Consider the following 26,549-nt stretch of genomic DNA (forward strand, 5'->3'; position numbering starts at 1 on the left):
GCGGCGCCCGCGAGAACAACTCCTCAACGTCTTGAATTCGATTTCACTCAGCTCAATCGCTTGTGCTATTCGCATGAAACTTTCCCCCTGAAATTTAGACGAAGGGTAAGTTCCATTAATTCAGAGACACTACACTAGTTGCTTGACGCAAAAGAGGAGGGGAAGAAGAAAAAGCCTGCTCGCTCATGGGTCGATGTCGAAGGTGAAGATTCGGCCCTGGGATTTCGTCCAGCTCGTGCAACATATGGAAGCTGATTCCACCCCCTTGCTAGTTGCAAAAGAAAGTCATATTAGACGGGCGAGTTTAGCGGCAGGAGGTTGAAATGAAAACGGCAATACTTGTCGTGATCGTTCTCGGCATTCTCTTGCACCCGGGATTTCGCGGGCATGTTGATGCCCAGACTCCGTACTATCAAGGCAAGACCATCCGACTCGTCCAGGGGCGCGAGCCGGGCGGCTCGGGCGACATACGCTCGCGAGCGGTGATGCCCTATCTCAAGAAATACATTCCGGGAAACCCCACGATCGTGACCGAGTTCATGCCGGGCGCCGGCGGGCGCAAGGCGGCCAACTTCCTTTTTAACGCGCGCCCGGACGGCCTCACCATCGGACACGTCAGCAGCGGTATTTTCACCAGCGCCGTCCTGGGGGAGACCGGCATAGAATACGACGTCGATAAATTTCATTGGCTCGGATCGACCGACAGCGCTTTTCACTACGCTTTTTTCACTCGCAAAGAGTTGGGGCTGAGCAATATAGAAAAGCTGCAGGCCCACTCCGGGCTTAGAATCGGCGCAACGACCATGGGCCATACTACGTATACTTACGGTCGCGCCTTTGCCTGGCTACTCGGCCTCAAAGATCCCAGGTTTGTCCTGGGCTATGCGTCCCTGGAAGTCGACGTCGCCATGGCGAGCGGCGAGGTCGACGCGCGCAGCAACAATACCGCCGAGGTGATCCGGCGAAACCCCGATGCCGTGAAAAAAGGGATGTTCGATTTTCCGGCCGTTATGAAAATACCCAGGGAAGACAAGGAGCCGGAGTTCGATCATGTCCGCGAGATCGACACGTTCGTGAAATCGGAGCGGGAGCGGCGGTACCTGGCCTTGACGCGCGCCACGAGAAGCGTGGGAACGCCCTACCTTCTTCCCCCGGCCACGCCCAAAGAGCTGGTGCAAGTTCTGCGCGACGCGATGAAGAGAACCTTTCAAGACTCCGAGTTCCAGAAGGAATTCAAGAAGCTGACCGGAGACGATGCCAGTCCCATGATGCCGGAGACACAAACCGAAACCATAAGGACGGTGCCGCGCGACGTGGAGACGATCGAGCTCTTCAAAACGATCAACGGCAACAATCCTTTGCCGCCCCGCTGAAAAGGAGAAGGAACATGGTTGACTGGCCGCCAACGATAGACGCCGACGGGCATGTGCTGGAACGCCAACAGGACATCCGCAAATATCTGGAACCGCCGTGGAACCGCCGCAACACCGGCCTCTGGCCGTCCGATCAGCCCTTCGACACGGAGCTCTTCGACACCCTCGGCTACCCCGGCTACGACCGCGGCATGAGCCCGGCCCAGCAGGTCGAGACCTGGCTCAAGATCATGGACGAATACAACATCGAGGAGGCGGTGCTCTTCCCGACCGGCTCCGGCAACATCCCGAAGCTGCGCGAGCCCGAGTTTTGCGTCGCCGCCTGCCGCGCCGCCAACGACCACTTCGCCAAAGAGTACAACGCGCTCTCCGACCGCATCCATTGCGTGGGCGTGCTGCCGCTCAAGTGGCCGCACGAGGCGGCCAAGGAACTCAGCCGGGCCGTCACCGAACTGGGCCTGGTGAGCTTCGAGCTGCTTTCCATGGGTTTGCCCACGGCGCTCGGCGATCCGATGTACGACCCGCTCTATGAAGTGGCCGAGCGGCTCGATGTCCCGCTCTCCGTCCACGGCAACCGCAGCTCTTCGCACGAGGTCGGCGCGGGCGCGCTCAGAACCTTCGCCGAGGTCCACACCTACACCTTCCCGGTCGGCATCTTTCTCCACTTCACCAGCATGATTTTCCAGGGCGTGCCGGTCCGCTTCCCCAAGCTGCGCCTCGCCTTTCTCGAGATCGGCGCGAGCTGGCTACCGTACTGGCTCGACCGCATGGACGAGCACTGGGAATTGCGCGGCGAATTCGAGGCGCCGCATCTGAAGAAAAAACCCAGCGAGGTGGTGCGCGAGTCGCCTGTCTACTTCAGCCTCGAGGCCGAGGAGCGGCTCCTGCCCCAGACCATCGAGTATCTCGGCGACGGTCACTTCCTCTACGCCTCGGACATCCCGCACTGGGACGGGGAGTTTCCCAAGAACCTCAAATACCTGTGGAACCATCCCAACCTTTCGCGGGAGACCAAGGAGAAGATCGCCTACCACAACGGGAGGGAGTATTTCCAACTAAAGCGTCCGGCCCCGGCGGAGGCCATCCGGAAAGCGAAGTGAGACGACGAAGGTTGTTGGGAAAGGGTTTGCGAATGAAAACTCGTTCGGCGCGAGCGCCATTCCTTCTCGCAATCTCGTTGTTTGCCGGCGTGCTGGCGGAGTCAACGCCCGCCTGGGCGGCGGCCAAGATGCCGCTCCGCGTGGCGTACAGCTCGATCTCGGGCTCCGCGATCGTGCCTTTCATCGCTCTCGACAAGGGCCTCTTCGCCGAATACGGCCTCGACGTCGAGCTGATCTACGTTGCCGGCTCTCAGGCGATGCAGTCTCTGCTCAGCGGCACGACGCCGATCGGCATCCAGGGCATCGAGCCGGTTTTTCGCGTGAACGCTCAGGGAGGCGACACCGTCATGATCCTTGGACTGGTGACCAAGCCGCCGTTCTCGATCATCGTGCGTCCCGAAATCAAAGACTACCGGGAACTCAGAGGCAAGCCGATGGGCGTCACCCGCTACGGCTCGTCGACCGATTTGCTGCTGCGTCTCACTCTGGACAAGTGGGGCTTCAAGCCGGAGACCGACGTGCCTATTTTGCAGATGGGCGGCGTGCCGCCGATTCTGGCGGGAATGCAGTCGAAAAAAATCTTCGGCGGACCGCTGTCGCTGCCCACCCTGGCGAGGGCCAAGCAGGAAGGGTTTCGCGAGCTGGCGGACCTCGCCGATTTGATTCCCGAGTACCAGGTCGCGGGCGTCGTCACGCGGCGCGCCTTCATCAAACAGAATACCGAGGCGGTCCGCGGCTTCGTCAAGGCGATCAGCCAGGCGACGGCGGTTTTCAGGAACGACGCCGGCGCCGTGAAAAAGGTCATGCGGGAGCGGCTCAAGATCGACGACCCGGTGGTGGTCGAGGAAACGCAGAGAAATTATCCGCGCTACATGTCGAACATCCCCTACCCGAGCCGGGCGGGCATCGCCGTCATCAAAGCCTTCCTGGAGAAAAACGAGCCGGGGCTGCGCCAGCTCTCGATCGACGATCAGATCGACACGCAGTTCGTCCGCGAGCTAGAGCAGAGCGGATTTTATGACGCGCTCAAGCGCGCCAAGTGAGGGAAGTAAGACAGCGCTCTTCGATTCGATTTCCTTACGCGACTTTAGTAAACCTCAGGGCAGACGTTTCTTTCTTGCGATTCTTGACCGTCAAGAATCAAGAGGCCTGGCGCATTTCGGTTTGCCGCCGAATGAAAGCGGTGATGGTCTCGATCAGGCGCATCGTTGCCGGCTGGGCAGGCGACGGGACGATTCGGTGCTCCGGCAAGCCATCGAACGTCTCTGCCTCGATCGCTCCGCCGCGTTTGCGATAGGACGCGATGAAACGCTCCTGCATTTCCAGCGGATGATTTTTATCGTTCGCCTTCAGCAACATGAGTATGGGCGGCAGATCGACCTGCTCGTCCCGTTCGATGATCTTCTGCGGGCTGCCTTCGGCCATTGCTTCCTCTGTGCGCCAGTACTCGAGGTGCGCCTTGATGAATTCTTCGCGGTTGAACTCTTTGGCGTAGCGGAAGCGAAACAGCGGGTCGATGACCGGCCAGGCGGCGATCACATAAGCGAGGCTGGCATTGATCTCAGGATGGTTGGGTAGCAGCAGCGCCGAATATGCTGGGTGCCGCGGTCGAAGCGCGCTGAGCACGACTTGATGGCCGCCGCTGGAATTTCCGAACGCTCCCACGGCCGTCGTTCCGTTGAACTCGGCCGCATGCAGTTTGAGCCAACGAACAGCGAGGTTGATGTCGCAGATAGAAGCGGGATACCCCGCCTCCGGCGGCTGCCGGAAATCGACGGCAGCTACCAGGATGCCCCTGGCGGCCAGCGCCTGATCGATGCCGCCATTATTAGTCCGGTCGCCGTTGTGCCAGGCGCCGCCGTGGACGTCGACGATGGTCGGAAAGGGTCCTTTGCCTTTGGGTTGATAGACGCGAGCCAGCCACGGCTTGCCCGCCAGGGACTGATACTCGGCGTCCCGCACGTCTACATCGAATTTGCCGTTGGCTTCCATGCCGGCAATCTACAGCCGCGAACGTCGATCTGCAAGTGGGGAAAGCGCTGCCGTTCTGGATCGAGACCTTTCCCTTGAGCGCGCCGGCTAGTCGCGCAACGCGGGCCATTCGCTCAGCAACCTCCCATAGCCCGGCATAGGATAGGCGAGCTTGAGTTTGGAGAGGAGGTACCAAAGCATCGCCGGATTGCTCGCGATCACCGTCATCCCGAGCTCTCTTTCGAGCCGCTCCAGAACCTTGATTGGGTCGAGCACGGCGCCCTGAAAATAAACGGCGTCGACTTTGGCGACGGCGCCGATACTCTTCTTCGTCAACTCGAACACTTCATCGGGGCCCATGCGCTTGGGCACGCCAAGCTCCTCGAATGGATGCGGCGCGACCGCCGACACGCCGGCATTTTCCAGGTGCCGGCAGATCAAGTCATTCAAGCGAGCGTCGAAAGGAGTGAGCAACAGAACCCGCTTCGCCGAGTAGACCCTGAGCGCGGCAACAGAGGCAGTGAGCGCCGTCGTGAAAGGAATCGGCAGCGCCGCCTCGAGAGCTCCGTAAAGCCCGGGGTTCAGAACCTCCGTCGGCGCGGCAGTAACGATTACGCCCTTCCAATCAAGCTCCTCCGCCAGCTTCTTGACTCTCCGAACTATAGTTTCCCTCTTGTCCGCGATTTCATACAGACTCTCTCCGTAAAGACCCAAGCCGTGAAAATCGATCCGGACGTCATGGGGAATGAGCGGCGTGAAGCTGCGGTAGTGCGGCATCGAGCTTTTGCCGGCGCTGACAAACCCGATCCTTGCTTTTATCGTTTCAGCCACGGACGAATCTCCCTGAAGAATCAGCGATGCAGCGATAGAAGCAGTCTAACAGAGTAGCTTGAGAGTATCATCCGATATTTAGCACCATGCATTTCGCGCTTCCCCCGGCCTTGATAAACTCATCGAGCGGGGTTTCGAGCACCGTAAAACCCAGGCTTTGCAACTTTTCACGCACTTGGGGACAACCCTCGTTCATCACAATCCCCTTGCCGGCAACGATCGCGTTGCACGCGAATCGCTGCGCCTCCTCGACCGCGACAGGAATGAGCTCCGGAATGTGGCTCTGCAAAACTTCGCGCGCATACAGATCAAACGCCGGCGGATAATAGAGCGCACGGCCCGCGCCAAGAGGACAAAAACAAGTATCAAGGTGATAGAACCAGCTATCGGTCAGTTCCAGTGACAGAACTTCACTCTCGATGATTTCGGCGACTCGCTGATGAGCGAGAATATCAGAACGAATGTGATAGCCGGCAAAACACGCATCTCCGCACCTTAACACGTCTCCTTCACCCTCGAAAAAGTGATCGCCCGCCAGCCGAACGATTTCGAACCCACGATGACGAAACCATTCGACGAAATATTGAACCTCGCCACGCCTCTCATTGTGGCGAAAGTTGCTCGGGATAAACTTATGCCGCCAGACGATGCCGGCGTTGGCGCTGAAAACCATGTCCGGCAGTCCGGGTATCGGATCGACAAGATTCACGCTTAGAGATAAGCGGCCCTGCAGGATTTGCCGCAAATCTGACCACTGCTCATACGCGCGCTGCCGGCTGCTCTGCCGGCTTCGGCTCATCCAGGGATTAATCTCATACTCTATGCCGTAGTAATCGGGCGGACACATCAACAGACACATCGCAGTCTCCGTGTACAGCGGTAGAGGATCATTTATGCTGCGTCTATCGTGTTGTTTTTCTGCGTTAGGTACTGAGAGAGCTCGCGCAAAAAAGGTTCGACGTCGGTCACCAGACCGATCGCCTGAAAGGTTCCCCGATCGCTGAGTTTGGTTACGACGGCGGGATTGATATCTACGCAGACCGTCTTGACGGTGGCCGGAAGAAGATTGCCCGTCGCGATCGCATGCAGCGTCGTAGCCATCATTAAGGCAAAACTCACGTCGCGTATTTTCTCACGCATCAGATCTTGGGCCTTAAGCGTATCGGTGATTACGTCCGGAAGTGGTCCGTCGTCGCGGATGGAACCTGCAAGGACAAAATCGACGCCCTTTTTGACACAGGTGTAAAATATACCGCTTTGCACCAGCCCCTGTTCCACAGCTTGCCTGATTCCGCCCGCCTTTCTTATCGTGTTGATCGCCCTGAGATGATGCTCGTGACCTTCTGTGGCACGGATGTTCTTATCCAAATAAACGCCCAACGAAGTACCGTAGAGGGCGTTTTCAATATCGTGCACCGCCAAGCCATTTCCGGCGAAAAGAACTTGGACAAAGTCATTTTCGATCAGGTCGATGAGATGCCGCGACGCGCCTGTGTGCACGAGTCCGGGACCGGCCACGACCAGAATACGGCCATGTTCCGCTCGCGTCCGGTTCATGGACACCGCGATCTCGCGGATCAGCAATCCCTTCGGCTGCTCGGTAGACACGGAACTGGACATAAACTCGAACGGCTCCCGGGGCACGCGCCGCTCCATGGGCACAATCTTCACTCCAGTATGGCCGACCACGATGATCTCGCCTTGCCTCACTTGATGCATGGGAACAGTCTCGGCGCGCCGGGTTTCCAGGTTCAGCCGGATGCCGCAATCCATCTCAGGGTGTTCAACTTCGAGCCACTGTTCATTCAATCGAATCCAGGTCGGTAAATTCGTTGTCGCGTAAAAATGATCCGGAAAAATTCCGTCACCGGGCGCTTCTTCATACTGAACGGCCTCTTCTTCCGCTTCCACGGGCAAGGCGCCGTGCTCTTTTACCTTGGCCAATATTTGCTCGAGTAACTCTTGCGTTGGAGCATCGATCTGAATGCGTGCCGCGCTGCGATCGGCGCGGCGATGTCCGATATGAACATCGAGAATTTCGAACTCAGCGCCCATATTGATGATGAGATCGAGGACCTTGGGGAGGATCAGTGAATCAATGATATGACCGGAAATCTGAACGATGCTCCGCGCCATACGCACCTCTCATTTAAAGCTATTCTACCAACTAGCTCAGGCGACACAACATGAAGGGCGACGCGCTTCGGGTCTGGCATGGACAGACTGTTGAAAAAGTCCTACTCGTGCTTCGACAAGCTCAGCACGAACGGAAATTACTCAACGATTCCAATACTAGGTCCGTTCGTCCTGAGGCTCTCGAAGGGTGAACGGGGTTTTTCAACAGTCTGTGGATATCTAAACAATTGGAGAATCGCGGGATGAGCGGTGTCGCTGTGCCGGTTCCGCAGGAAAATCTAAAATCGAAATTCAAACTCCGAATTTAAGCTAATTCGTAGAGAAACACTTTCGGTTCGTTGGGCCGGACCGAGGCGGAAGATGCGTGGGCCAGGAAGGTGATGCGTTTTGCGGTGTGCTTGTTGCCGAATTGATCGATAAACGCCACGGAGCGCGGTGTAAAAGATTCAAAGGAATCCCGGACGGGCGGATAGACCCAGAAATCGAAAGTTAAATCCCGCGTCTCATTGGGCTCGATATCGAAGGCCCCGTAGATGTTCTCAGGCATCGACCCCGACACCATCACCGTTCCGGAAATGCGTTTTCGCCCGAGAAAGCCGTAGCGAAGCTCGGCTCGCGTGACGCGGGCCGGCACCGGCGAAACGTTCGTCGCGCGCATGATTCCGACAACGTGCATTGTCGGACCCTCTCTCCGCTTCCCGATACGCCACCAACATTGCTCCCGGGGTTTGGCGGCGAGTTGGAGGGTTTGCTTGGGTGCTAAGAATCCTTGGTGAGGCTTTCTCTTATGCCATTCGTCGTAGGCCCAGAACAAAAATTTAACTGCGACGGCACCGGCGGCTCCAGCTAAAAACAGACCAGCTATCCAGGCAGCGCTTGTAAGGGTCGGCATAAAGTCGTGTCATGAGCAATGGTTATGCCAAGAGAATCGCCCGCGTGAGTTTGAGGAACAGGTCAAACGTTGAAATTCGCGGGTCAATTCTGGAATTTTGTTTTCGCGACCCCGAGACTAATCTCAACCACTGATTGCCGCTAAATGTCCAAGCCGCTGTTGATGTTCCCGAGATTGTAAATCGTTGGCAGGGTAGGGCGCGGATTTCTCGACCCGCGACAGATTGCCCCCCCATGTCTAATTGCTTGAGTCGTGCTACCAGAGACCGAGTCTTCACTCTAAGTGACCTTGTCACGTTTGCTCAATTGCGCAAATGCGCGAATGAGGTTTTAGTCCGAATAGACGGTTACTATCGTGAAAATGGCCGAGAAGAAAAAAGGTAGGTAAAGAACCCAGGAATATTTTCGTCCCCGGCAAATGTCCGCAACGCTGACCAGGGCGATCATCGCGAGCGCGGCGTCCACGCTCAAGCCTAGTCTGTAATGAGCGAGCGATTGATAGAACCACCCGGCATGCTCCGAGCCGAATGGGTATAGGTGTGCGGTGTCGGATCGCGCGTTAAAGAGTTCCAAGGCGGCTACCAACAGAAATACGATTGGCAGCAAACTCAAGCATGCTGCGATTGATATCCTGAACTTCAGTCGGTCACCTACCGAAGCCAGTCGCTATGATCCGGACATGTCACGTTTGCTCAATTGCGCAAATGCGCAAATGGTGCTGGGGGTGGTCATGGTACCTCGCCATGCTCATAGATTTTCCACCGGCAGGATTTTAGGCGACATTGTCGACTAAATTGACTAGGCCCAAAAAGGGTCGTTTGTTGGGTTTCACGGATTTGTGGAATAGAGTGGTCCCATGACTATTCGTTTGACAGCGGCGGCTCGCGCCTGCTTGCTCGACAGGACGCAACCCGGATCTCTCGCGCACGACGTTCTTTTAGGAGCTCCCGTTATCCGAAGGACCGGAGACCCGCTGAGCGGGTTTTACGAGGTAAACTGCAGCGATACTGACTGCCAGGAGCTGATTCGGATCGCCTCCGAGTATTGTCCCGACGCGCTGGGTGAGATCGAAGCGGAAATCAGCCGTCAGAACCGAGCATGACTATCCGGCTTTGTTGTCAAATCGGCCCGAGAGAGGCTGCCGCGTTCTAAGGGAGCCGATCGTCAATGGATCGACTTGGCGCCCGGAACCGTAACCGTGATATGCGACATCGGCAACTCCGCCGTCGCGCCGTGCCAGTGGCGCTCGCCCGCTTTAATATGCACGATGTCGCCCACTGTGATTTCGCGCTGTTCCGTTTCCGTCGCCGCCACTCCCTTGCCTGCGGTCACCAGCAAAATCTGATCGCAGTCGTGGACATGCCACCCGGTCGTCGCGCCGGCGCCGAAGTTGACGACGTTGCAGCGAAAATTTTCCGACTGGCCTTCGCCGATGACCGCTTGCCGCGTTCGGCTGACCGGTCCGCCGGTCCAGCCCGGGACGGGCGTCGCGGTGTCCATCGGTTTTTCCGGCAGCTCGCGGATTTTTAGCACGCGCATGGCTCGCCTCCTCTTCTTTCTGCGCCAGACCTACACGCGGGCGGCAAAGAGGTCAAGGCGCTCAGGAGGTTCCGACAATCGCCTTGACCTTCGACTGAGCTTCGAGACCCTTTTCTTTCATCAGCGGCAGGTACTCGGTGTTGAACCATTTTTCCAAGGCTTCAGTGTACCCGCGCCGTTCGCGCAGCCGGTCGTACCACGCGGGAACATGCGGGCGCTTGTCCCAGAGAAACTGCAATCGCAGGTGATCGAGCCGGGTTAGATACGGCGCATAGCCTATGTCGGCGAGCGAAAATTCCTTGCCCGCAAGCCACGGCTCGCCGGTTAAAGTCTCTTCCATGTCGGCGAGCAATTTATCGAACCGCTTGACGGCGTCGGCAAAGAAGCGCGATTCGACGCCTTTGGTGATGTTCTCCCAGCTTTTCTCCCGCTTGACCGGATCGGGCATTTTCTTATGGAATGCCTCCAGCGCCTCCATTCCCTGGGCTAGCTTTTGATAGCGAAATGCGATGGCCGTGCTGACGACGCTGGTTGCCGCGTGCACGCCCTCGTCGAGCTGTTTGGTCCAGAGCCGCATGCGCGCCCGGCCGGCGGCGTCCGCCGGCCGAATTTCCGGCTCGGGATAAGCGTCGTCGAGATATTCGCAGATGACAGTGGACTCGATGACGACCGTACCGTTGTCCACCAGCGTGGGAACGACGGCGTTGGGATTGAGCTTTAGATAATCCGGCTTCTGCTGATCTCCTGCGCGAAGATTCAAATGACGGCCTTCCCAGGCGAGTTTCTTTTCAGCCAGCGCAAAGCGCACCTTTTGAGCACAAACCGACATGTCGGTGTGATACAGCTCGATCATGGCTTCGCCTCCTCATGGTCTGAATTTCGCTGCATGCCGGAATCATCTCATGTTTGCGCGATTACGCAAAGGCGCCGCTGAGAACCCTCTTTCTTGGCCGGAGATATTTTCCAGAGTCTGGACTCGTGGTAAAAGAGGAACAGGAAGGGGGAAAGCATGCTCGCCCCATGGATCTGCGCGTTTATCGTTGCCGCAGTCGGCGTATTGATCGCTCCGCGCTCGGCCGCCGCGGCCGAGGCAGCGTGTCCTACTACCCTCGATCACGAATTCGCGAATCTGCGGGACGAGCCGGTCTCGCTCTGCCAGTTCAGCGGGAAGGTGCTGCTGATCGTCAACACGGCGAGCGAGTGCGGCTATACGCCGCAGTACGAGGGCTTGGAGAAACTATACCGCCGCTATCGAGAGAAAGGGTTTGCCGTTCTTGGATTCCCGGCGAACGATTTCGGCGGCCAGGAGCCGGGGTCGAACAAGCAGATCGCCGAGTTCTGCCAGGTGAATTACGGCATCACGTTCCCGATGTTCACGAAGACGTCCGTCGTCGGCGCCAACGCGAACCCGCTCTTCCGCGAGCTTGCCGCGAAGACCGGCAAGCCGCCGCGCTGGAACTTTCACAAATATCTCCTCGACCGGACGGGCCAGCCGGTCGCCGCGTTCGAAAGCGCCGTGGAACCGGCGGATCCAAAGGTCACGTCGCAGATCGAAAAACTTCTTGCGCGCTGATACTTTGCGCCACTGTCGCCGGTCAAGCCCGACCGTCGAAAGGAGATGCGTGTTTTCGATGCCGGCACTAATTGATCGTGGCGCCGATCCGCCCTTTGTCGGCGGCCCAGTAAATATAAAGAGCCTTAGCCTTGAAAAGGGAGCGGTCTACAAAACCCCAGAACCGACTATCATAACTGTGGTCTCGATTGTCGCCTAGTAAGAAGTATGCGCCTACCGGCACGACTTTCGGTCCGAAATTGGCTTGAGCGGCTGCGCTCTTTTCGTCGAACTGGTGCGTCCACGGCTCGGAAAGCTCCTGTCCGTTAACAAATACCTTCTTCCTTCTGATCTCCACTGTTTCACCTGGCAGGCCGATGACTCTCTGAATAAAGTCTTTCGATTTCTCCTCTGGAAAAATAAAAACCGCCACGTCTCCTCTGCGAGGCTCATGCTTCGCGTAATAGGTCAGATCAACAATAAGGTGGTCGCCAATCTCAAGAGTCGGCAGCATACCGCCGGATGGAATTTTGAAAGCCTTTACCGATCGCGGAAAAAATATTTCAAGAACGGTCGTAATGAGGAACGCATGGAGAAGGAAGATGCAGACATAAACCCATACCTTGTTGTATTTCTGCAATGTAATACTGCCAAGCCGTCTTGCGTTCTTTGCCGCGTCCGCCATGACAAAACCGAAAAAGACTAGGCTCACCAGTAGAAGAAAAAGCGCCCCGGAAAATGTAAGGGGCATCGTCGTCATAGACAAAACCGGAATCATTGAAAGGGAGAGCAAATAAATCACGACAGCTTTTTTTGGTTGGGCATTGTAAAGCTGGCCTAACCCCAGGACGGGGAAACTGAGTAGGGCGGCACCTACGGGGTACCGTTTCCTTGGAATAGTTTCATGTGGCAAGCCCGTGAGGCTTGACTGTGTTATCCCGGTGCCAACTTCGTTCGTAGGTTTTGACATGAATTGGTGAGCCATACTCCGCGGCATTACATTCGTCAAGCGGCGAGTTGCTCAATGAGGTTGTTCAAATTGAATACAAGAACGTTGCGTGCCGCGTGCGGGCGCGCTATGGTCCAATCAACTCATTATTGGGGAGGATTGAACATGGCCGACCCAAAACCCAACTACTCCACGCCGAGCGCGATTCGCTCGGTCACATCGTATCCCGCCCGCCGCGGCTTCAAGCAGGCCGTCGATCCCGCGCTCGACTACGTCGCCGGCGTCGAGGACGCGATCGATATCCACTGCCATGCGCACGAGGGGCAGCAGGATGCGCTCGGCGTCGCCAAGCTCGCCACGAAGAGCGGCATGAGGGGCGTGCTTTACAAGACGATCGTCGGACGAAAGGATCCGGCGGCGTCGGTTGCCGCCGTGCGCGGCAAGCTGGAATCCTGGTGCGAGGAGAACGGGTTGACCCCGGTGCATCTCTGGGCGGGCAGCTCGGTCACGCAAGGTTTTCTTTCGAAGATCGAGCCCGCGTGGTCGGCCAAGATGCTGAACGCGGGCGTCGTCGCGCTCTGGATGCCCAACAACACCTCGGCCAACACGCTCTCGATCGTCGGCGGGAAGCCCAGCGCCTGGGACAAGAGCGCCGATCCGAACGCCCATACGGAACCCTTGTCCTGGTCCGAAGCGCTCAAATACGGCCATTACCTTCTCGACGACAAGGGCGGGCTTTTACCGGAGATCGAAGAGATCTTCCGGATGGCTCGCGACCGCGCCGCGGCGATCTTTTTCGGCCATCCGACCAAGCCCGAGTTTCGCGCCATGGCGGAATTCAGCCGGAAGATCGGCTTCAAAAAAGGCGTCGTCGATCATCCCTTCAGCCCGTTCGTCGCTTTGACCATCGAGGAAATGAAGGAAGCGGCTGCGGCGGGCCTGTGGCTCAACTTCACCTACGACGAGTTGTCGCCGCTTCTCGGCATCGATCCGGCAAACATGTACAAGGCCATTCGCGCGATCGGTCCCGAGCACTGCGCGCTCTCGTCGGACGCGGGCGAGCCGCTGTTTCCCAACTCGGTGGAGTCGCTCCGTCTGCTGCGCGGCTACATGGCGGCTTTCGGCTGCACGGCGGACGAGATCCGCACAATGTGCACCGTGAACCCGTCGCTGATCGTCGGACTGAACGCGACGACAAAGCGACGGGCAAGCGCGGCATAATAGCCGATAATGTATCCGACAACGGAAAGGGAAGCGGTGGAAGCGCTCAAAGGCGACGATCCGGAGCTCGCTGCGACGGCGGAGGCGATTCTCTGGCGCATCTGGTGTCGAGCGGGCGATCCCGAAACCGAGCGGCTCTTTCGCTCCGGCATCGAAGCGATGCAGCAGCGGAAGTTAGCCGACGCGGAAGGGCTCTTCAGCCGCGTCATCGAGCTGAATCCCGGCTTTGCCGAAGGGTGGAACAAGCGGGCGACCGTGCGCTTCATGCTACGCAATTTTGCCGGTTCGATCGCCGATTGCCAGCAGACGCTGGCGCGCAACCCGAATCATTTCGGCGCCGCTTCCGGCCAGGGTCTCTGCCACTTCTCGTTGAACGAGGTTCGCGAAGCGGCGGTCTGTTTTCGCCGCGCGCTGGAAATCCATCCGCATTTGGACGCGGTCCGTCACAATCTTGCGCTGGCGGAAGCCGAAGGCGGCGGCAGCGGATATTTAAATTAAGGCGCGAGGCGCGAGCCGATAAGAAACGGCGCGTCAGCGATATTTGCCGCTTTTCAGGAGCGCCTCGATTTCATCGTGGTTGCCCAAGAACGAAACGAAAAGATCGGCGGGTCGGTCCTGGAAGATAAAACGCAATGCAATGCTGCCGCGACACTCGAATAGTTTGTTTCCCAATTTGCGAATGCCGAGGCCGCTATGAACGTGTGGTCGCCCAAAGCTTTCAATCAGCTCGCACAGCGCTAACAGGCACTCCACTCTCTCATTTTTAGGAAGCTCTCGCAGCCGGCGGAAAACGCCGGGGTCGATGGAGAGCGGCTTAGCCAATCATCTTCCTCAGCTGTTCGGCCGAGACCGTGACGAGTTTTCCCGAGCGCTTGAGCTTACGGTAGCGCGCCGTCGTTGCCTTCTCCAGGGCCTCTACCTGATCGGCCGTCGCGCCGTACTCGCGATGAGCATAATCGGTGGATTCCACTTCGACTTTACGCAGCGCGATAATGTCCGCCCCGCAGACGATCCCAACATCTTCGCCTCGAGAAGCGGCAGCCAGCCACCTGCCGAGGTTCTTCTTGGCGTCCGTAATCGTTAGAGTCTTCATATGGCTTTTATATAGTCCTTTATCGGACGTGTCAAGAACTTTTATAGGCATGATTTCTTCCAAGATTCCGCCAGAAAGGGGCGCTGGTGCGAACCGTTCATGAAGGGCTATTAGATCCCCTCGATCGGGCACACGACGTCGAGGAGGGAGGGTCTTCCCAGAGAGAGAGACCGTTTGATTGCGGGCGCGAGTTCAGGCGGCCGCTCGACTCTTTGCGCCTCGACGCCGTACGCGGCGGCGAGGGCGCACAAATCGGGGAGGCGGAGGTCGGTGCCGATGACGCGGCCGCCCCAGTGGCGGATCTGATCCCGCTTCATATTCCCGTAGGCGGAATTCCGGATCACGATGATGGAGATGGGAAGCTTCCACGCGGCGGCGGTGGCCAGCTCCTGGGTTTCGAGCATGAACGAGCCGTCGCCCGTCACGCAGGCGATCGGCCTGGCGGGGAAGGCGAGAGCGAGGCCGATCGAAGTCGCGAGTCCGGAGCCGATGGCGCGGAAGTCGCCGGAGTGGTACGCGTACGACGTTGCGATGAAGCGCCTGACGAGCTCCGTCGTCCCTCCGGCGCCGCCGACGATCGTTTCCTCACTCATGACTTCCATGAGCGCGCGATAGACGTGCCACTGGTCGATCGGGCCTGCCGCGCCGTAATCGTGCGACGCGAGCTGCTCGCGCCAGGCGCGTTTCTCGCTCGCCAGCCGCTCCAGCCGCGCGGAATGTTTTCTTCTCTCCGCTCCCTTTAGCCGATCGATCAGCTCACGCAGGACGATCTTCGCGTCGCCGACGACACCATGGCGCACCGGATAGATCTTCCCGATCTCGCCCCGGTCGCTGTCGACATGTATGATCGGCACGCCATCCGGTATTACTTTTGCGCCGTAGCCGAGGGTCAGCGCCTCGCTGAAGGTCGCTCCGACGGCGAGCACGAGATCCGACTCGAGACAAAAGGAATTGGCAAAAGGAAACGCGCCGAAGCCGAGAACGCCGAGCGAGAGAGTATGCTCTTCGGAGACGAGCCCCTTGTGCGACGGCGTCGTGGCGAACGGCGCGCCGAGAATTTCGGCGAGCTCTTTCAGCTCCTCTTCAGCGCGCGCCCAGTAGACGCCGCCGCCCGCAATGATGACCGGAGCGGCGGCGGCTTTCAGTTCCTCGGCCGCGCGCTCGACGGCGGCGGCATCCGGCGCAAGCGGGGGAGGAGGCTTCGGTACAAGCGGCGGCTCGGGAATTTCCACTTCGAGATTCTGGACGTCGCGCGGCACGCCGATGTAGACCGGACCCTTTCTTCCCGTCGTCGCCTGCCGGACCGCTTCGCGCAGGGAATCGAGGACGCTCTCGCGCTTCAACGTCACGCTCATCTTGGTGACCGGCTCGAACATCTCGCGCTGCGGGACCTCGTGCCACGAAGAGGCGCCTTTTCCCGCCTCGCGGCTCCGGACATCGGACGACAGCGCGATCAGCGGAATCGACTCCTTATATGCGTAAGCGATTCCGGTCAGGAGATTGGTCGCTCCGGCGCCGGAGGAAGCCAGGCACACTCCGAGACTTCTCGTCGCCTTGGCATAGGCCGCCGCCATGTAGGCGGCCGGGCCTTCGTGCATCGCCTGCACGAACCGGATCTCGGGATCGCCGTAGAGCGCGTCGGTGATGTCGAAGACGGAATGGCCGGAGAGGCCGAAGATATGGCGCACGCCGGCCTCTTTCAGAAATTGCACGATCAGCCGGGCGACGGAGGATTTCATCCTTGTTTTCTTTTTTTCCACACTTCGGCGACGAAGCTGCGCACGGTTTCGAGGTCGGAATAGGCGGGATCGTCGAGCAGGGCGTACTTGGCGTCGGCGACGATCCGAGCGTGCTCGGGGACGTCGTCTTTCGGGATGTCGATCCGAAGCGAGTTTCTTCCGGTCTCGACGAGTTTCTGATACGCGAGTTGCCCCTCGCGCGACAGCAGCCAATTGACGAAGACCTTGGCCGCGTTGGGGTGGGGGGCGCGGTTGAGGAGCATGACGTTCCCTCCGCCCGAACCCACAAACCCTCCCTCTTTGAACCTGTCGGTTTTAAAAGCGTCGATCGCAAGCCCCTTATTCTTCGCGTCCCAGATATCGAGGCGGTCCGCGTTCTGCAGCGCCGAGATGGCGTACTTTCCCTGCGCCACCCAATCGACCATCTGCCGGATGTCGCGGCTTACCGTCACGTCCATCTCGGTGAGGAAGCGCTTCACGAAGTCCGGCCCGATCTCCCGGTTATAATAGAGGAACTGGAGCACCTCCTGCGTGCCGCCCGTGAGCGGCTCGGCGATCACAATCTTTCCTTTCCACTTGGGACTCAGAAAGTCCCAGTAGGATTTGACCTCCTGGGGCTTTACCAGGTTCGTGTTGTGATGAAAATAATAGAGCGGCGCGCCGGAGTAGGAAAAGATGTACTTTCCGTCGTCGTCGCCGTAGATGTGCCTGCCCAGCCACCATTTGGATGGGTCCAGCACGTCGGGAAGCAGCAGAACGGGCTTGATCGGATCGAGGACGCCGCCCTTCAGGAGACCGGCCGCGGCGGAGCCGGCGCCACCCATAAGAAGGTCGGCGATGTACTTCCCGGCCCGTCTTTCCGAAAGGATGCGGGTGACTCTCTCCGATCCCCGGACGGTCACCTCGACGGGCTTTATCTCGGGAAACTTCTTTTGAAAGTCCTGAAATAGCCGCTCATGGCCGGGGAAGGTGTAGATGACGACCGTGCCTTCCTGCTTCGCGGCCTTGACGGTTTTGTCCCAGTCCTCCTTCCAGTCGGCTCGGGCCAGCGCAGGGTGGAAGATCGCGAAAACCAAGACAAGAATAAAACCAAAGCAGAGCCGCACAACGGTCACTTTCCTCGTCTTTGAATTGCGGTAGCCCGACGACGAACTTTACACAGTACCGCTCTGGACATTAGCCGCCCGGTCCAGCCGGGAACCGGTGTGGCTCCATCCATGGGTTTCTCCGGCAAATTGTGAGTTCTCGTCACGCGCATATTTGCCCTCGCCTCCTTTATTAGAACAGCCCTTCCTTCTCGAGCTTTTTCACAAACCGATCGTCGACCAGATCCTCCGCTTTGAGGCGGCGGATCTTTTCATTGGTCGAGCCGAGGAGCCGGATAACGTTGCGAATGCCTTCGACCGTGGGATAGATGCGCCGGTCGTACAGCAGGGGCAGGCTCTCGTAACCTTCCACGGCCAGTTCCGTCTTTGGCAGGCGGAGCCCCTTGGCCAGGCTCTTGAGAACCGCCGGCTTGTTTTCCGGTTGCGCGATGAAGGCCATGGAGTCCATTATGCCGCGCAAAACCTTTTCCACGACTTCCGGCGACGAGTTGAGGAAGCCGCGTTTGGTCATGATTCCCGTGCTTTGAAAGGGGATGGGTAGTTGCGCCAGGTCGCCGAGGTTGGTAAAGCCCCGGCTTTTGAGCGGCGCCGCAAATGTATATCCGAGATGCGTGGCGGCGACGGAGTCGTTGAGAACCGCCTGACTGCGGATCGATTCATCGCCGAGAACGCGAAAGGTGATGCCGTCGCGCTTCGCGTCCAACCCCCAGTACTCGAGCGCCAGCGTGGTGAACATCCAACTGCCGCCGCTCATGCTGGTGACGCCGATGACTTTGCCCTTCAAGTCCGCGGGAGTTTTGATTTTCGGCGATGCCATGATGTTGCCGATGAGCTTATTGATCATGCCGGCGACGAATACCAGGTCGGTCCCTTCCGCGGCGGAGCCGAGCACCGCGCCGGTGACCGAGCCCTCGTGAAGCTGCGATTCGCCCGCCGCGAGAGCGGCCATGCCGATGGGACCGCTGCGGACGTGGACGAAAGTCAACTCCAGGCCGTAGCGGCGAAAAAAGCCCTGGTCTTGAGCGACGAACATGGCGGCCTCCCGTTCGCTGAACGAGCCGGTCGTCATGGTGACTTTGACCGGCGTCTGCGCGCCCGGCGCGGGTCCAGCGGCGGCAGCGATCAGCAGGACAAACAGAATGGAAATTTTTGTTCTCATCGCATCCTCCGCTGAAGAAAATAGATATGGGGAGGATTCAGGCGAATCGTATATCGACGAATGTGCAATCCCGCTGGTCTAATTTCTTCTTGGCCTCCTCGATTTGGATCTCCGGGATGTCGTTCATAAAGCCGTATCTCATTTCGCCGACGGACCTAGGCGTCCGCCTGCGCTTCGAAGATCTCCGCTGGCCGCTTGCTTTCTCAGCCTGGCCAGCGCCGCTCTGACCACGCGTTCATGCTCGCGCATATGTTTTTCTTCCCGATCGCCCGCGGCAAGCATTTCGATCGCGCGCTCCGGCGAAAACCATTGCGGTTTTCTTTCAGGCTCGTCCGGTTTTCGTTCCGACTCGACGGACATCAGATAGGCGGCGACGACGTCTTCGCGCGCATTGCTTTTGCCGTAGGCGTAAGAGGTGAACGGTTCAGTTTCGATCGCCCCGCCGACTCCGGCCTCTTCATCCGCTTCGCGCTGCGCGGCTTCCCAAGGCGGCTCGGATGGTGCTTTTTCAACGTGCCCTTTGGGAAAGGTCCAAGAGTTTCCGCCTTTCGCCCGCACCAGGAGAAATTCTATTTTTCCATTTCTACGTCGATAGCATATGGCAGCTACGACCGGAGCCGGCATGTGCTGGTTTCCTTTTTCCCCGCTAATGATCTCATAAGGTCCAAGAGCCGGTCACGCGGAACTTTGTCGGTTCGCGTCTCACTTCGCCAGCGGATCCGGCCGTAGCTGGAAATGCACCGCGAGCGGTTTGGAGCCTTTGCCGTTTTCCATCAGCCACGGCGCGCGGTCGCCGCTCGAGCTCCACAAGCCGCGGCCTTTCCAGCCGGCTTTCGGATCGTCGATGCGTCCATCGAAGCCCTTGGCGTAGAAGCCCATCGGGTACGGCACGGTCAAAAGAATCATCTTGCCGTCTTTCATCGCGACCAGGCCGTTGTGCAAGTTGGCGGTGGACATCGGCACGTCCTCGCCGAGGCCGAACGTGTTGTGTTGGTCGACCCAAGAATAGTAGCTCGACTCGGCGCTGTTGTCGCCGATCCCCTGGAAACCGGGCCCTGGATATTTATAAAATGCCCAGCCCTCCGGACAGTGATTGCCGGTCGCCTTCGGGCCGTTGAGGGGACCTTTGCACTTCCTGCGGTCGAAGCTGGCAAGGTGGCCGCTCGCGAGCGACGCCCACACGACGCCTTTCTTGTCGATGTCCGCGCCGCGGATGCCGAAGCCGGGCAGCGGCACGTTGTAGATCTCCGCCAGCGCCGTCTCCGACGGACTGGCTCCTGGCACCACCCGTACGACGGCCCCTGGAAAGCCCCGCGTGGAGCCCCAAATCGAGCCATCGGCCGGACTCGGCATCACGGCGTAGAAACCCGCCGAGATCCGCTTGTCCTTCACCGGATCGACCGGCTCCTTCGGCTCGACGTACTCGTCGCGCTTGCCGTTGCCGTTGGTGTCGAGAACAAACGGCGTCCAGCCCTGCGATTTCGCCGCGTCGCCCGTCTCGTCGAACATCTTCATGTTGAGCCAGCCGACAACCTGGCCGCCGCCGCTGGTCCACAGCGTGTCGTTGGCGTCGTACCCGAACTGCAAATGATGCGTTTCGAAGCAGGTGTCGACGAAGGTGTACTTCATGGTCTTGGGATCGAGCATCGTAAGATGGCGGTTGGTTCGCTCGATCGGGAAGACTTTGGCCGAAGGATGGTCGGAGCCCTTCTTGCAGAAGGCCGGATTGTTCGGGCCGCGCACCGCCGCCGCGAACCACACGCGCCCCTTGCGATCGAACATGCCGTTGTGGTTGTTGGCCTTGCTCGTCCAGTAGAGCTCGTTGCCCCAGTAAGGCGACGGTTGCAGGACTTTGTTGCCCGCCGCATGGCCCGGTCCAATGGCCATAGGCGTATCGGCATCCCGCACCGGCATCATGAAGATCGAAGCCTTGTGCGTTTTCGGATCGAGGATCGGCATTTGGTCCGTGCTGTGCTCGGCAGACCCGTACAGCGGACCGTAGGCATTGACGGTCGGGTAGCGCCGATCCGAGGAGATCAGGTCATGGAGGTAATTCTTGTCGTTGAGCCAATCCCAGGTGGTGACGACGATATTGCGCTCGACGCCTTCCGGCCGAGCGGGTTTGCTGTGCGGCAGCTCGCCCTTGGCGATCCGGTCCGTCCAGTCCCCGAAATAACGGAAAGCCGCGCCGCCGAGTTCCTTGACGGAGATCGTGAACATCTGTTCGCCGGCTTGCCCGGACTGGACGCGGCGAAACCACGCCTCCTCGGAATTGGCGAACGGAGGGAACGGATGCGGCACGTTCTTCGGGAACGTGCGCGTGGAAAACGTGCCCAGCTGATGGCAGTTGGCGCAGCCGTTGATCTTCATCAAGTTCACCCATTCGTTCCGGGTTAAATGCGGGGGAATTTTGCTCTTGCCGCCGAACTCGCTCGCCTCGGGAATCTTGAGCATCGAATACCAATAGATCGCCGGATAAAATTGCGCCGCGGCGGCCTCGTTCGGCGCGATCACCGCGTTCAGGTTCATGATAGTACCAGGGATGACTCGGATTTTCGGCGAATCGACGAGGCCGTAGCCGCGTACCCAGATGCTGTAGGTCGCTCTCGGAAGATCCGGCACGAGGTAGCGCCCCTGATCGTCGGTGACGACGCTTCTGGTGAATCGGGTCGGCAAGGTGGTTGTCTCGACGATGACCCAAACTCCGGCCTCGGGTCCCTTCGCGCTGGTGACGACGCCGGCGATGTCGTCGCTGTCGATGCTGATGGCGCGACCGGTTTGTTCTACCATCTCGGACGCGCAGGCGGCGATGATCGCCGCGACGGCGATTGCGAGAGCACTCAGATAAGAAGTTTTTTTCGTTATCATGTCCGGCTCCTTTCGGGGTTCAGCGACTAGTGCGACTAAAAACTATCCGAGAGGAGCCGGTTGTGTCAATGCGTATGAAGACCGCGCGCTTTGTAGGGGCAGGCCCCCGTGCCTGCCCGGTTTCTTGGGCGACCACAGGGGGTCGCCCCTACAGATGTTCGCTAAACTACGCCCCCACCTTTGTCGCTAACGAATGGACAAGGCGTTTCACAAAGGAGGCGATACGTTGCACATCATCGAAGCTCACGTCGGGTTCGCAAGGAAGCTCGACTAAATCCGCCCAGACTCGTTCCGCGTTTGGCAGTGGAATACGGGCAAATTTTTCGTAAGCGGAGAGGAGGTGGATCGGGACATAGCTGCCGTGGACTTCAAAGCCCGCGCGCCTTAACGCCGCGATGACGCGCGCGGCGGAGTCGTCACCGCGTCCTCGGGGAACGACTCGGACGATCTGCGTCAGGCAGGCGGAGCCGCTTCGGTGCGGTATCAGTTGTAAGCGTTCCTCGCCGCCGAGAAATTTTTGATAGTCGCGGACGCGCTCGCGCCGCGCGGCGACGTTTTCGCGCAGCGTCTGCATCAAAGTTAAAGCGACGGCCGCGCTCAGATTCGCCATCGTCTCTTGCCGGTACGGGTCGGGCGGCGCATCCGGGTTCGATTGAGCGAACAAGGCCTCGGCTGGATACGTCCAGCGTCGCCAGCGCCGCCAAAACAAAGCGGATAAGAGGCCCCGCAGCGTCCTAAAACGTCCGGGGAACCAGAGGTCAATGTCCCCGAACATTCCTTCCTTCTTAGATACGCCGACGCCACCACCAAGACCGGAGCAAACTTTCTCGGCGCCGAAGCTCAAGATGCCCGCATTTCCGAAGCCGCCGACGGGCCGGCCGTCGATCGTCGCGCCCAAGGCTTGGGCGGCATCGTCGATGACGCGGATGTTTTTCCCGCGCGCGAGGTCCACGATCGCGTCGATGTCGGCGGGATTGCCGAAGAGGTGCGGCACGATGATCGCTTTTGTTTTCTCCGTCAGCGCCGCTTTGACCGTCTCAACGGTGAGGTTGAGTTCATCGCCGATGTCCGCAAGCACGGGAAACGCGCCGACGGCTAGAATCGGCGGCACGACGGCGGTGCAGCAAAAAGTGGGGATGATGACTTCGTCGCCCTGCGCGACGCCGCAGGCGCGCAAGACGACTTCGAGCGCGAAGCTTCCCGATCCGCATAGGATCGCGTCTTCGACGCCGAGTTGTTCGAGGATTGCCGAACGAAGGCGATCGAGCTCCGGCCCGTCGCTGATGCGGCCGGAAAAAAGCGCTCGCAGTATTGCGCGATAAGCGGCGCCGGTCCAATAAGGCCGCGCGAGAGAAACGCGGTAGGGATACACGGCAGGGAGTATAAAGGATGAAGGTTGCGGGCGGAAACGGTTTGACAAATGGCCGTGTTCGGAACGATACGTAGTGATAGAGATCAACTGGAGGATTCATGGAAACGAAAGAACGGCCGCCGGAGAAGGCATGGGAAGACAGGGGGTTTATCAATCGCTGGGACGAGCAGTCCGATCGGGAGCGCGGCATCCGCGAGATGCAGATGAAGGCCGCCGTCTTTATGATTCCGCATCCCAAAGAGCAGCCGATCCGCATTCTCGACGTCGGCGCCGGCTACGGCGCGCTGGCGGCGGACATCCTCGAAGACCGTCCGAACGCGAGCGCGGTCTGCTTGGACGGCTCCAAGGAGATGATCAAGCTGGGGCGGGAGCGGAACGGAAGGTTCGCAGGGCGGATCGAGTTCGTTCACGGCGTACTGGACGCGCCGGACTGGTTCGGCGTGCTTTCCGGTTCTTTCAACGCGGTGGTTTCGGCGCGCGCGCTGCACCACCTCACGCGTGAGCGGCGGCAAAAGCTTTTCCGCGAAGTCTACGACCTGCTTCGTCCGGGCGGTTGTTTCATCAACGCCGACAGCTTCAAAGCGTCGAGCGAAGAGATGCGGGCGCGCTACCGCAAAACCCGCCAGCGCTGGATCGATGGATCTGCCAATGGAGAAGGGGAAGCGTCGAAAGCGCCTTCTAGAGAGCGGCTGCCTCACGGCGCGCACTACAACGGATTGATGGAAGAGGAGTTGTTCGCGCTAAGAGCGGCCGGCTTCCGCGACGTGGACTGTTTCTGGAAATTCACGAATTATGGAACCTATGGCGGGTTTAAGCCAGGCTAATCCCGTTTCGTGATCTCCTTCGCCAGCTTGAAAATCGGCGCCGTTTCGGAAAATTCCGGGCGGGTGACGTCGAGGTATTTTACGCCGTCGGCCAGCCGGCGCGCCTCAGGAACTTTGTCTTTAGGGATATCGATCCGGAGCGAGTTGCGGAACTCGGAGCCCAGCGGATCTTCCATGTCTTGCAGCGCCGTCTGGCCTTTGCGCGAGAGATACCAGTTGACGAAAACCCGGGCCGCGTTCGGATGGGGCGCACGGTTGAGGAAACTCAACGTGCCGCCGCCTGAAGAAAAGCTTCGCCCCTCTTTCCATGGCACATCGTCCAGAGACGCCACGGGAAGCCCCTGCTGCCGGGCGCGATCGACGTCCTTGCAGCCCATGCAGAGCGCGAACCTTCCCTGCGACAGCCAATCGGTCATCTGGCGGAACTCGCGGCTGAAAGTAATTTCCATCGTACCGAAAAAGCGCTTGATCCATTCCGGGCCCAGCTCGGGATTGTAGTAGAAAAACTGCATCGAGGCGCCGAGCCCGGTATTCACCGGTTCCAAAGAAACGATCTTGCCTTTCCACTTCGGATGGACCAAATCCCAGAAGGATTGAAACTCTTTCGGATCGGTCAGCTTGACGTTGTAGGAGAGCTGTCCGCTGCCGCTTGAGTTTCCGATATAGGCGAAGATGTACTGTGCCTCCGGGTCGATGTAGCGATGTCTTCCGCCGAACCACCTGGACTCGTCCACGACCTCGGGGAGCAAGAGCAGCGGCTTGATCGGTTCCAACGCCTTGGCCTTGTAAAGGACATTGAAGTTTGTGTTGGCGCCGCTGCTGAAGAGGTCCGCAAGATATTTTCCGCCTCTTCGTTCGGCCATAATCCTGAGTCCCAGTTGCGAGCCCGTGGCGCTCACGGCGTTCACCTTGATGTCGGGATACTCGGCGCGAAAACCCTCGAACGCCGCCTCGTAGCGGTAGACGTAGACGGTAACTTGTCCCTCTTTCTTCGCCGCCTGAAGAGTTTTCTCCCACTCCTGCTTCCAATCGGCCGGCGCTACGTGGGGGAGCAGCAGGAAAAAAAGCAGCGCCATGAAACGGAGGAGTTTTGGGGTCATAAGCGTCGACGTGGTGGGTCGAAAACCCAACCGTATTTCGTCCGAAGAGCGATCTCCCGTGGAAACAACTTGCGGGAAATGGAGTTGGCTGTCAAGCGAAGAAATTATAGTAATAAAAGACAAAATTCAAAATTTATAGTGGAATCGCTTCAGCGCAAAACGTGCTTCAAATGCTCGGCGAGGCGGAGGGCGAGGGCCACGATGGTAAGCGTCGGGTTTGCGCTGCCGGACGTGGGGAACACGGAGCTTCCCGCGACGTACAGATTGGCGATGCCATGAACCCGGCTGTCGGGATCGACCACGCCGTGGCGCGGATCGGGATGCATGCGGGTCGTGCCCATGTGATGACGCGCTCCACGGAGAGCGGCCGGCCACGGGTCGTTTTCTCCGCCGAGCGAACTTCGCAGGCGGCCGATGCCGGCGCGCCGAAACTCTTCTGCGAGGATCTCGTGCGCCCGATGCGCCGTGCGCTTGTCGATGGCGCTCAGGCGCCAGTGAAGCGCGACGCGGGGACAACCAAGCTCGTCCTTGGCGTCGGCGAGCACGACCCGGCTCTCGCGGTTCGGCGCCTGCTCCATGACGTTCTTCAGTCGAAAAAGCCGCGGCATCGCTCTTCCTCGGTCGAGCTTCAAACGCGCGGCGATCTTCCCGCCGAATAGCCACAGCGTATTTCCGACCAGAGCGAACGCTCCGTTCGGTCGCCGTCTCCGGCGCAGGTCTCCGATGAGAAAACGGCAGCCCTCCACGGCCGTTTGCAGCGACTCCTCGTCCAAGACGGCGCAATAATTCGTCAGCTTTTCTTGCCGCTGGACCGCCGGGCTGAGCGCCAGGATTCCGCGAATCCTCCGGCCGTCGGCTCCGTGTCCGGAAGTGTAAAATTCGCTGATGGCTCGTCCGCGAACAAGGATCGCGGCGGCCCGATCGAGATATAGATGTTCCATGAAATAGCGGCCGACCTGGTCGTACGCGTTACCCAAGCCGGCGGACTGCACCCTGTTCGCTTGCAGCAGGAGACGCGCGTTTTCGATTCCGCCGGTGGCGAGGATGACCGCCCGCGCTTTGACCCGAAATCGATTGCCCGATAAGCACGCAACGTGAACGCCGGTCACGTAACTCGGAGGCGCCGGAGTCTCCAGATCGACGACGTTTGCCCCGAGGTAAGCGATAATGTTGCTCGCCTCCCTGATCTCGTTGCGATAGGCCTCACCGAATCGGGTGGGAGGACTGTAGTGAAAGGCATAGGAGCAAAAGCGCTCATCGTCGAAGGCGATGAGACGTGTTCCCGGCTCGACCCAGTCGCGCGCGGCGTAGGCGAATGGGCCGAGCTGACAGACGGACTGCGCCTTTTCGTAAAATGGCAGCAGATGCTTGAGATCGAACGGCCAGCCGCTGTCGGGGACCCAGTCACGCTGCTCGAAATCGAGCGCGGCAAACGGGCGGCATTCGCCGGCCCATTGGTTGGTGGTTCCGCCAAAATACCGGCACCGGGTCTGGATCGAATCTAAGGGAAAATACGGCCGCTCCCGCACCTCGCCGGCGTAAAGCGATTGCGTGACCTCATCCGCTGTGAACCAGCCGCTCTCCAGGAGCACCACGCGGAGTGGACTCGCCCGGAACTCGCGGGCGATCGTGATGCCCGCCGCGCCGGCGCCGACGATGCAGAGGTCGGCCTCGATCAGCGAGTCTTCCGGCACGGAGCGCGCGTCAAGGAACATTTCATCCGCT

The 26,549-nt window shown here is 59.2% G+C and carries 26 protein-coding genes; 8 read left to right on the forward strand and 18 right to left on the reverse strand.

The annotated features are described in order from the left end of the window. Window positions 1-323: 323 nt before the first annotated feature. The 3 genes from VGL70_12940 to VGL70_12950 are packed head-to-tail and all read left to right on the forward strand — an operon-like array spanning window position 324 to window position 3,516. Window positions 324-1,373 (forward strand): hypothetical protein, encoded by a 1,050-nt coding sequence (locus VGL70_12940; protein ID HEY3304431.1) that lies wholly within the window; start codon window positions 324-326, stop codon window positions 1,371-1,373. A 14-nt stretch (window positions 1,374-1,387) separates the two neighbouring features. After that, window positions 1,388-2,473: an amidohydrolase family protein gene (locus VGL70_12945; protein HEY3304432.1), complete on the forward strand. Its 1,086-nt coding sequence runs from the start codon at window positions 1,388-1,390 to the stop codon at window positions 2,471-2,473. A gap of 32 nt (window positions 2,474-2,505) precedes the next feature. Next, window positions 2,506-3,516 carry an ABC transporter substrate-binding protein gene (locus tag VGL70_12950; protein HEY3304433.1) on the forward strand — a complete coding sequence of 337 codons (1,011 nt, stop codon included), beginning with the start codon at window positions 2,506-2,508 and terminating at the stop codon, window positions 3,514-3,516. A gap of 97 nt (window positions 3,517-3,613) precedes the next feature. Here the strand turns inward: VGL70_12950 and VGL70_12955 are convergent, their stop codons facing one another. The 5 genes from VGL70_12955 to VGL70_12975 form a co-directional block, all read right to left on the reverse strand. Then, window positions 3,614-4,465, reverse strand: coding sequence for an alpha/beta hydrolase (locus tag VGL70_12955; protein ID HEY3304434.1), 852 nt, complete (start codon window positions 4,463-4,465; stop codon window positions 3,614-3,616). Between the two features lie 87 nt (window positions 4,466-4,552). Beyond that, on the reverse strand, window positions 4,553-5,275 hold the full coding sequence (locus tag VGL70_12960) for a hypothetical protein (protein HEY3304435.1): 723 nt from the start codon (window positions 5,273-5,275) through the stop codon (window positions 4,553-4,555). A 67-nt stretch (window positions 5,276-5,342) separates the two neighbouring features. After that, entirely contained in the window at window positions 5,343-6,134 is a 792-nt protein-coding gene (locus VGL70_12965) for an arginine deiminase-related protein (GenBank protein ID HEY3304436.1), read from the reverse strand. Between the two features lie 32 nt (window positions 6,135-6,166). Further along, complete coding sequence (locus tag VGL70_12970; GenBank protein ID HEY3304437.1) at window positions 6,167-7,411, reverse strand: TIGR00300 family protein; 1,245 nt, start codon at window positions 7,409-7,411, stop codon at window positions 6,167-6,169. 304 nt (window positions 7,412-7,715) lie between these two features. Further along, window positions 7,716-8,087: a hypothetical protein gene (locus VGL70_12975; protein ID HEY3304438.1), complete on the reverse strand. Its 372-nt coding sequence runs from the start codon at window positions 8,085-8,087 to the stop codon at window positions 7,716-7,718. A gap of 1,071 nt (window positions 8,088-9,158) precedes the next feature. Here VGL70_12975 and VGL70_12980 point away from each other — a divergent pair. Further along, a complete protein-coding gene (locus tag VGL70_12980; GenBank protein ID HEY3304439.1) occupies window positions 9,159-9,404 on the forward strand; it encodes a hypothetical protein in 246 nt (81 codons plus the stop codon). 62 nt (window positions 9,405-9,466) lie between these two features. Here VGL70_12980 and VGL70_12985 read toward each other — a convergent pair whose 3' ends face one another. Beyond that, the gene (locus VGL70_12985) at window positions 9,467-9,841 is read right to left on the reverse strand and encodes a cupin domain-containing protein (protein HEY3304440.1); all 375 of its coding nucleotides are present in this window, start codon (window positions 9,839-9,841) and stop codon (window positions 9,467-9,469) included. Between the two features lie 61 nt (window positions 9,842-9,902). Next, window positions 9,903-10,694, reverse strand: coding sequence for a glutathione S-transferase family protein (locus tag VGL70_12990; protein ID HEY3304441.1), 792 nt, complete (start codon window positions 10,692-10,694; stop codon window positions 9,903-9,905). A gap of 156 nt (window positions 10,695-10,850) precedes the next feature. Between VGL70_12990 and VGL70_12995 the strand changes: the two genes are divergently transcribed. Further along, window positions 10,851-11,414: a glutathione peroxidase gene (locus tag VGL70_12995; protein HEY3304442.1), complete on the forward strand. Its 564-nt coding sequence runs from the start codon at window positions 10,851-10,853 to the stop codon at window positions 11,412-11,414. A gap of 67 nt (window positions 11,415-11,481) precedes the next feature. Here VGL70_12995 and lepB read toward each other — a convergent pair whose 3' ends face one another. After that, the gene (gene lepB, locus VGL70_13000) at window positions 11,482-12,195 is read right to left on the reverse strand and encodes a signal peptidase I (GenBank protein ID HEY3304443.1); all 714 of its coding nucleotides are present in this window, start codon (window positions 12,193-12,195) and stop codon (window positions 11,482-11,484) included. Window positions 12,196-12,507: 312 nt separating this feature from the next. Between lepB and VGL70_13005 the strand changes: the two genes are divergently transcribed. Together VGL70_13005 and VGL70_13010 are read left to right on the forward strand one after the other, a co-directional pair. Next, a complete protein-coding gene (locus VGL70_13005; GenBank protein ID HEY3304444.1) occupies window positions 12,508-13,563 on the forward strand; it encodes a DUF6282 family protein in 1,056 nt (351 codons plus the stop codon). 9 nt (window positions 13,564-13,572) lie between these two features. Then, window positions 13,573-14,061 (forward strand): tetratricopeptide repeat protein, encoded by a 489-nt coding sequence (locus VGL70_13010; GenBank protein HEY3304445.1) that lies wholly within the window; start codon window positions 13,573-13,575, stop codon window positions 14,059-14,061. A 33-nt stretch (window positions 14,062-14,094) separates the two neighbouring features. On the opposite strand, the gene VGL70_13015 is transcribed toward VGL70_13010, so the two are convergent. The 8 genes from VGL70_13015 to VGL70_13050 all read right to left on the reverse strand — a co-directional run bounded on the left by VGL70_13015 (window position 14,095) and on the right by VGL70_13050 (window position 22,900). Next, window positions 14,095-14,385 carry a hypothetical protein gene (locus VGL70_13015; protein ID HEY3304446.1) on the reverse strand — a complete coding sequence of 97 codons (291 nt, stop codon included), beginning with the start codon at window positions 14,383-14,385 and terminating at the stop codon, window positions 14,095-14,097. Continuing rightward, the gene (locus VGL70_13020; protein ID HEY3304447.1) at window positions 14,378-14,656 is read right to left on the reverse strand and encodes a hypothetical protein; all 279 of its coding nucleotides are present in this window, start codon (window positions 14,654-14,656) and stop codon (window positions 14,378-14,380) included. The genes VGL70_13015 and VGL70_13020 overlap by 8 nt, the downstream gene beginning before the upstream one ends. A 110-nt stretch (window positions 14,657-14,766) precedes the next feature. Then, window positions 14,767-16,395, reverse strand: a complete 1,629-nt coding sequence (locus tag VGL70_13025) for a thiamine pyrophosphate-binding protein (GenBank protein ID HEY3304448.1) — start codon at window positions 16,393-16,395, stop codon at window positions 14,767-14,769. Continuing rightward, window positions 16,392-17,501 carry an extracellular solute-binding protein gene (locus tag VGL70_13030; protein ID HEY3304449.1) on the reverse strand — a complete coding sequence of 370 codons (1,110 nt, stop codon included), beginning with the start codon at window positions 17,499-17,501 and terminating at the stop codon, window positions 16,392-16,394. Before VGL70_13030 ends, VGL70_13025 begins: the two co-directional genes overlap by 4 nt. 172 nt (window positions 17,502-17,673) lie before the next feature. After that, complete coding sequence (locus VGL70_13035; GenBank protein ID HEY3304450.1) at window positions 17,674-18,660, reverse strand: ABC transporter substrate-binding protein; 987 nt, start codon at window positions 18,658-18,660, stop codon at window positions 17,674-17,676. 138 nt (window positions 18,661-18,798) lie between these two features. Next, window positions 18,799-19,284, reverse strand: coding sequence for an NUDIX domain-containing protein (locus VGL70_13040; protein HEY3304451.1), 486 nt, complete (start codon window positions 19,282-19,284; stop codon window positions 18,799-18,801). Window positions 19,285-19,362: 78 nt separating this feature from the next. Further along, a complete protein-coding gene (locus VGL70_13045) occupies window positions 19,363-21,528 on the reverse strand; it encodes a carboxypeptidase-like regulatory domain-containing protein (protein ID HEY3304452.1) in 2,166 nt (721 codons plus the stop codon). Window positions 21,529-21,694: 166 nt separating this feature from the next. Continuing rightward, on the reverse strand, window positions 21,695-22,900 hold the full coding sequence (locus VGL70_13050) for a DegT/DnrJ/EryC1/StrS family aminotransferase (protein HEY3304453.1): 1,206 nt from the start codon (window positions 22,898-22,900) through the stop codon (window positions 21,695-21,697). Window positions 22,901-22,998: 98 nt separating this feature from the next. Between VGL70_13050 and VGL70_13055 the strand changes: the two genes are divergently transcribed. Next, the gene (locus VGL70_13055; GenBank protein ID HEY3304454.1) at window positions 22,999-23,724 is read left to right on the forward strand and encodes a class I SAM-dependent methyltransferase; all 726 of its coding nucleotides are present in this window, start codon (window positions 22,999-23,001) and stop codon (window positions 23,722-23,724) included. On the opposite strand, the gene VGL70_13060 is transcribed toward VGL70_13055, so the two are convergent. Beyond that, entirely contained in the window at window positions 23,721-24,824 is a 1,104-nt protein-coding gene (locus tag VGL70_13060) for an extracellular solute-binding protein (GenBank protein ID HEY3304455.1), read from the reverse strand. The genes VGL70_13055 and VGL70_13060 overlap by 4 nt on opposite strands. A gap of 149 nt (window positions 24,825-24,973) precedes the next feature. Then, window positions 24,974-26,539, reverse strand: coding sequence for a GMC family oxidoreductase (locus VGL70_13065; GenBank protein HEY3304456.1), 1,566 nt, complete (start codon window positions 26,537-26,539; stop codon window positions 24,974-24,976). Window positions 26,540-26,549: the final 10 nt, after the last annotated feature.

The sequence above is a fragment of the Candidatus Binatia bacterium genome, from assembly GCA_036504975.1.
Classification (GTDB): domain Bacteria; phylum Desulfobacterota; class Binatia; order UBA9968; family UBA9968; genus JAJPJQ01.

What these genes read in the sequence shown, in the direction of transcription:
- VGL70_12985 (HEY3304440.1), bottom strand. Translation starts at nt 9,841, where the DNA reads ATGCGCGTGCTAAAAATCCGCGAGCTGCCGGAAAAACCGATGGACACC.
- VGL70_13045 (HEY3304452.1), bottom strand. Translation starts at nt 21,528, where the DNA reads ATGATAACGAAAAAAACTTCTTATCTGAGTGCTCTCGCAATCGCCGTC.
- VGL70_13035 (HEY3304450.1), bottom strand. Translation starts at nt 18,660, where the DNA reads ATGAGAACAAAAATTTCCATTCTGTTTGTCCTGCTGATCGCTGCCGCC.
- VGL70_13060 (HEY3304455.1), bottom strand. Translation starts at nt 24,824, where the DNA reads ATGACCCCAAAACTCCTCCGTTTCATGGCGCTGCTTTTTTTCCTGCTG.
- VGL70_12990 (HEY3304441.1), bottom strand. Translation starts at nt 10,694, where the DNA reads ATGATCGAGCTGTATCACACCGACATGTCGGTTTGTGCTCAAAAGGTG.
- VGL70_13065 (HEY3304456.1), bottom strand. Translation starts at nt 26,539, where the DNA reads ATGTTCCTTGACGCGCGCTCCGTGCCGGAAGACTCGCTGATCGAGGCC.
- VGL70_13010 (HEY3304445.1), top strand. Translation starts at nt 13,573, where the DNA reads ATGTATCCGACAACGGAAAGGGAAGCGGTGGAAGCGCTCAAAGGCGAC.
- VGL70_13005 (HEY3304444.1), top strand. Translation starts at nt 12,508, where the DNA reads ATGGCCGACCCAAAACCCAACTACTCCACGCCGAGCGCGATTCGCTCG.
- VGL70_13020 (HEY3304447.1), bottom strand. Translation starts at nt 14,656, where the DNA reads ATGAAGACTCTAACGATTACGGACGCCAAGAAGAACCTCGGCAGGTGG.
- VGL70_12945 (HEY3304432.1), top strand. Translation starts at nt 1,388, where the DNA reads ATGGTTGACTGGCCGCCAACGATAGACGCCGACGGGCATGTGCTGGAA.
- VGL70_12965 (HEY3304436.1), bottom strand. Translation starts at nt 6,134, where the DNA reads ATGTGTCTGTTGATGTGTCCGCCCGATTACTACGGCATAGAGTATGAG.
- VGL70_12995 (HEY3304442.1), top strand. Translation starts at nt 10,851, where the DNA reads ATGCTCGCCCCATGGATCTGCGCGTTTATCGTTGCCGCAGTCGGCGTA.
- VGL70_12970 (HEY3304437.1), bottom strand. Translation starts at nt 7,411, where the DNA reads ATGGCGCGGAGCATCGTTCAGATTTCCGGTCATATCATTGATTCACTG.
- VGL70_12955 (HEY3304434.1), bottom strand. Translation starts at nt 4,465, where the DNA reads ATGGAAGCCAACGGCAAATTCGATGTAGACGTGCGGGACGCCGAGTAT.
- VGL70_13025 (HEY3304448.1), bottom strand. Translation starts at nt 16,395, where the DNA reads ATGAAATCCTCCGTCGCCCGGCTGATCGTGCAATTTCTGAAAGAGGCC.
- VGL70_12940 (HEY3304431.1), top strand. Translation starts at nt 324, where the DNA reads ATGAAAACGGCAATACTTGTCGTGATCGTTCTCGGCATTCTCTTGCAC.
- VGL70_12950 (HEY3304433.1), top strand. Translation starts at nt 2,506, where the DNA reads ATGAAAACTCGTTCGGCGCGAGCGCCATTCCTTCTCGCAATCTCGTTG.
- VGL70_12980 (HEY3304439.1), top strand. Translation starts at nt 9,159, where the DNA reads ATGACTATTCGTTTGACAGCGGCGGCTCGCGCCTGCTTGCTCGACAGG.
- VGL70_12975 (HEY3304438.1), bottom strand. Translation starts at nt 8,087, where the DNA reads ATGCACGTTGTCGGAATCATGCGCGCGACGAACGTTTCGCCGGTGCCG.
- VGL70_13040 (HEY3304451.1), bottom strand. Translation starts at nt 19,284, where the DNA reads ATGCCGGCTCCGGTCGTAGCTGCCATATGCTATCGACGTAGAAATGGA.
- VGL70_13055 (HEY3304454.1), top strand. Translation starts at nt 22,999, where the DNA reads ATGGAAACGAAAGAACGGCCGCCGGAGAAGGCATGGGAAGACAGGGGG.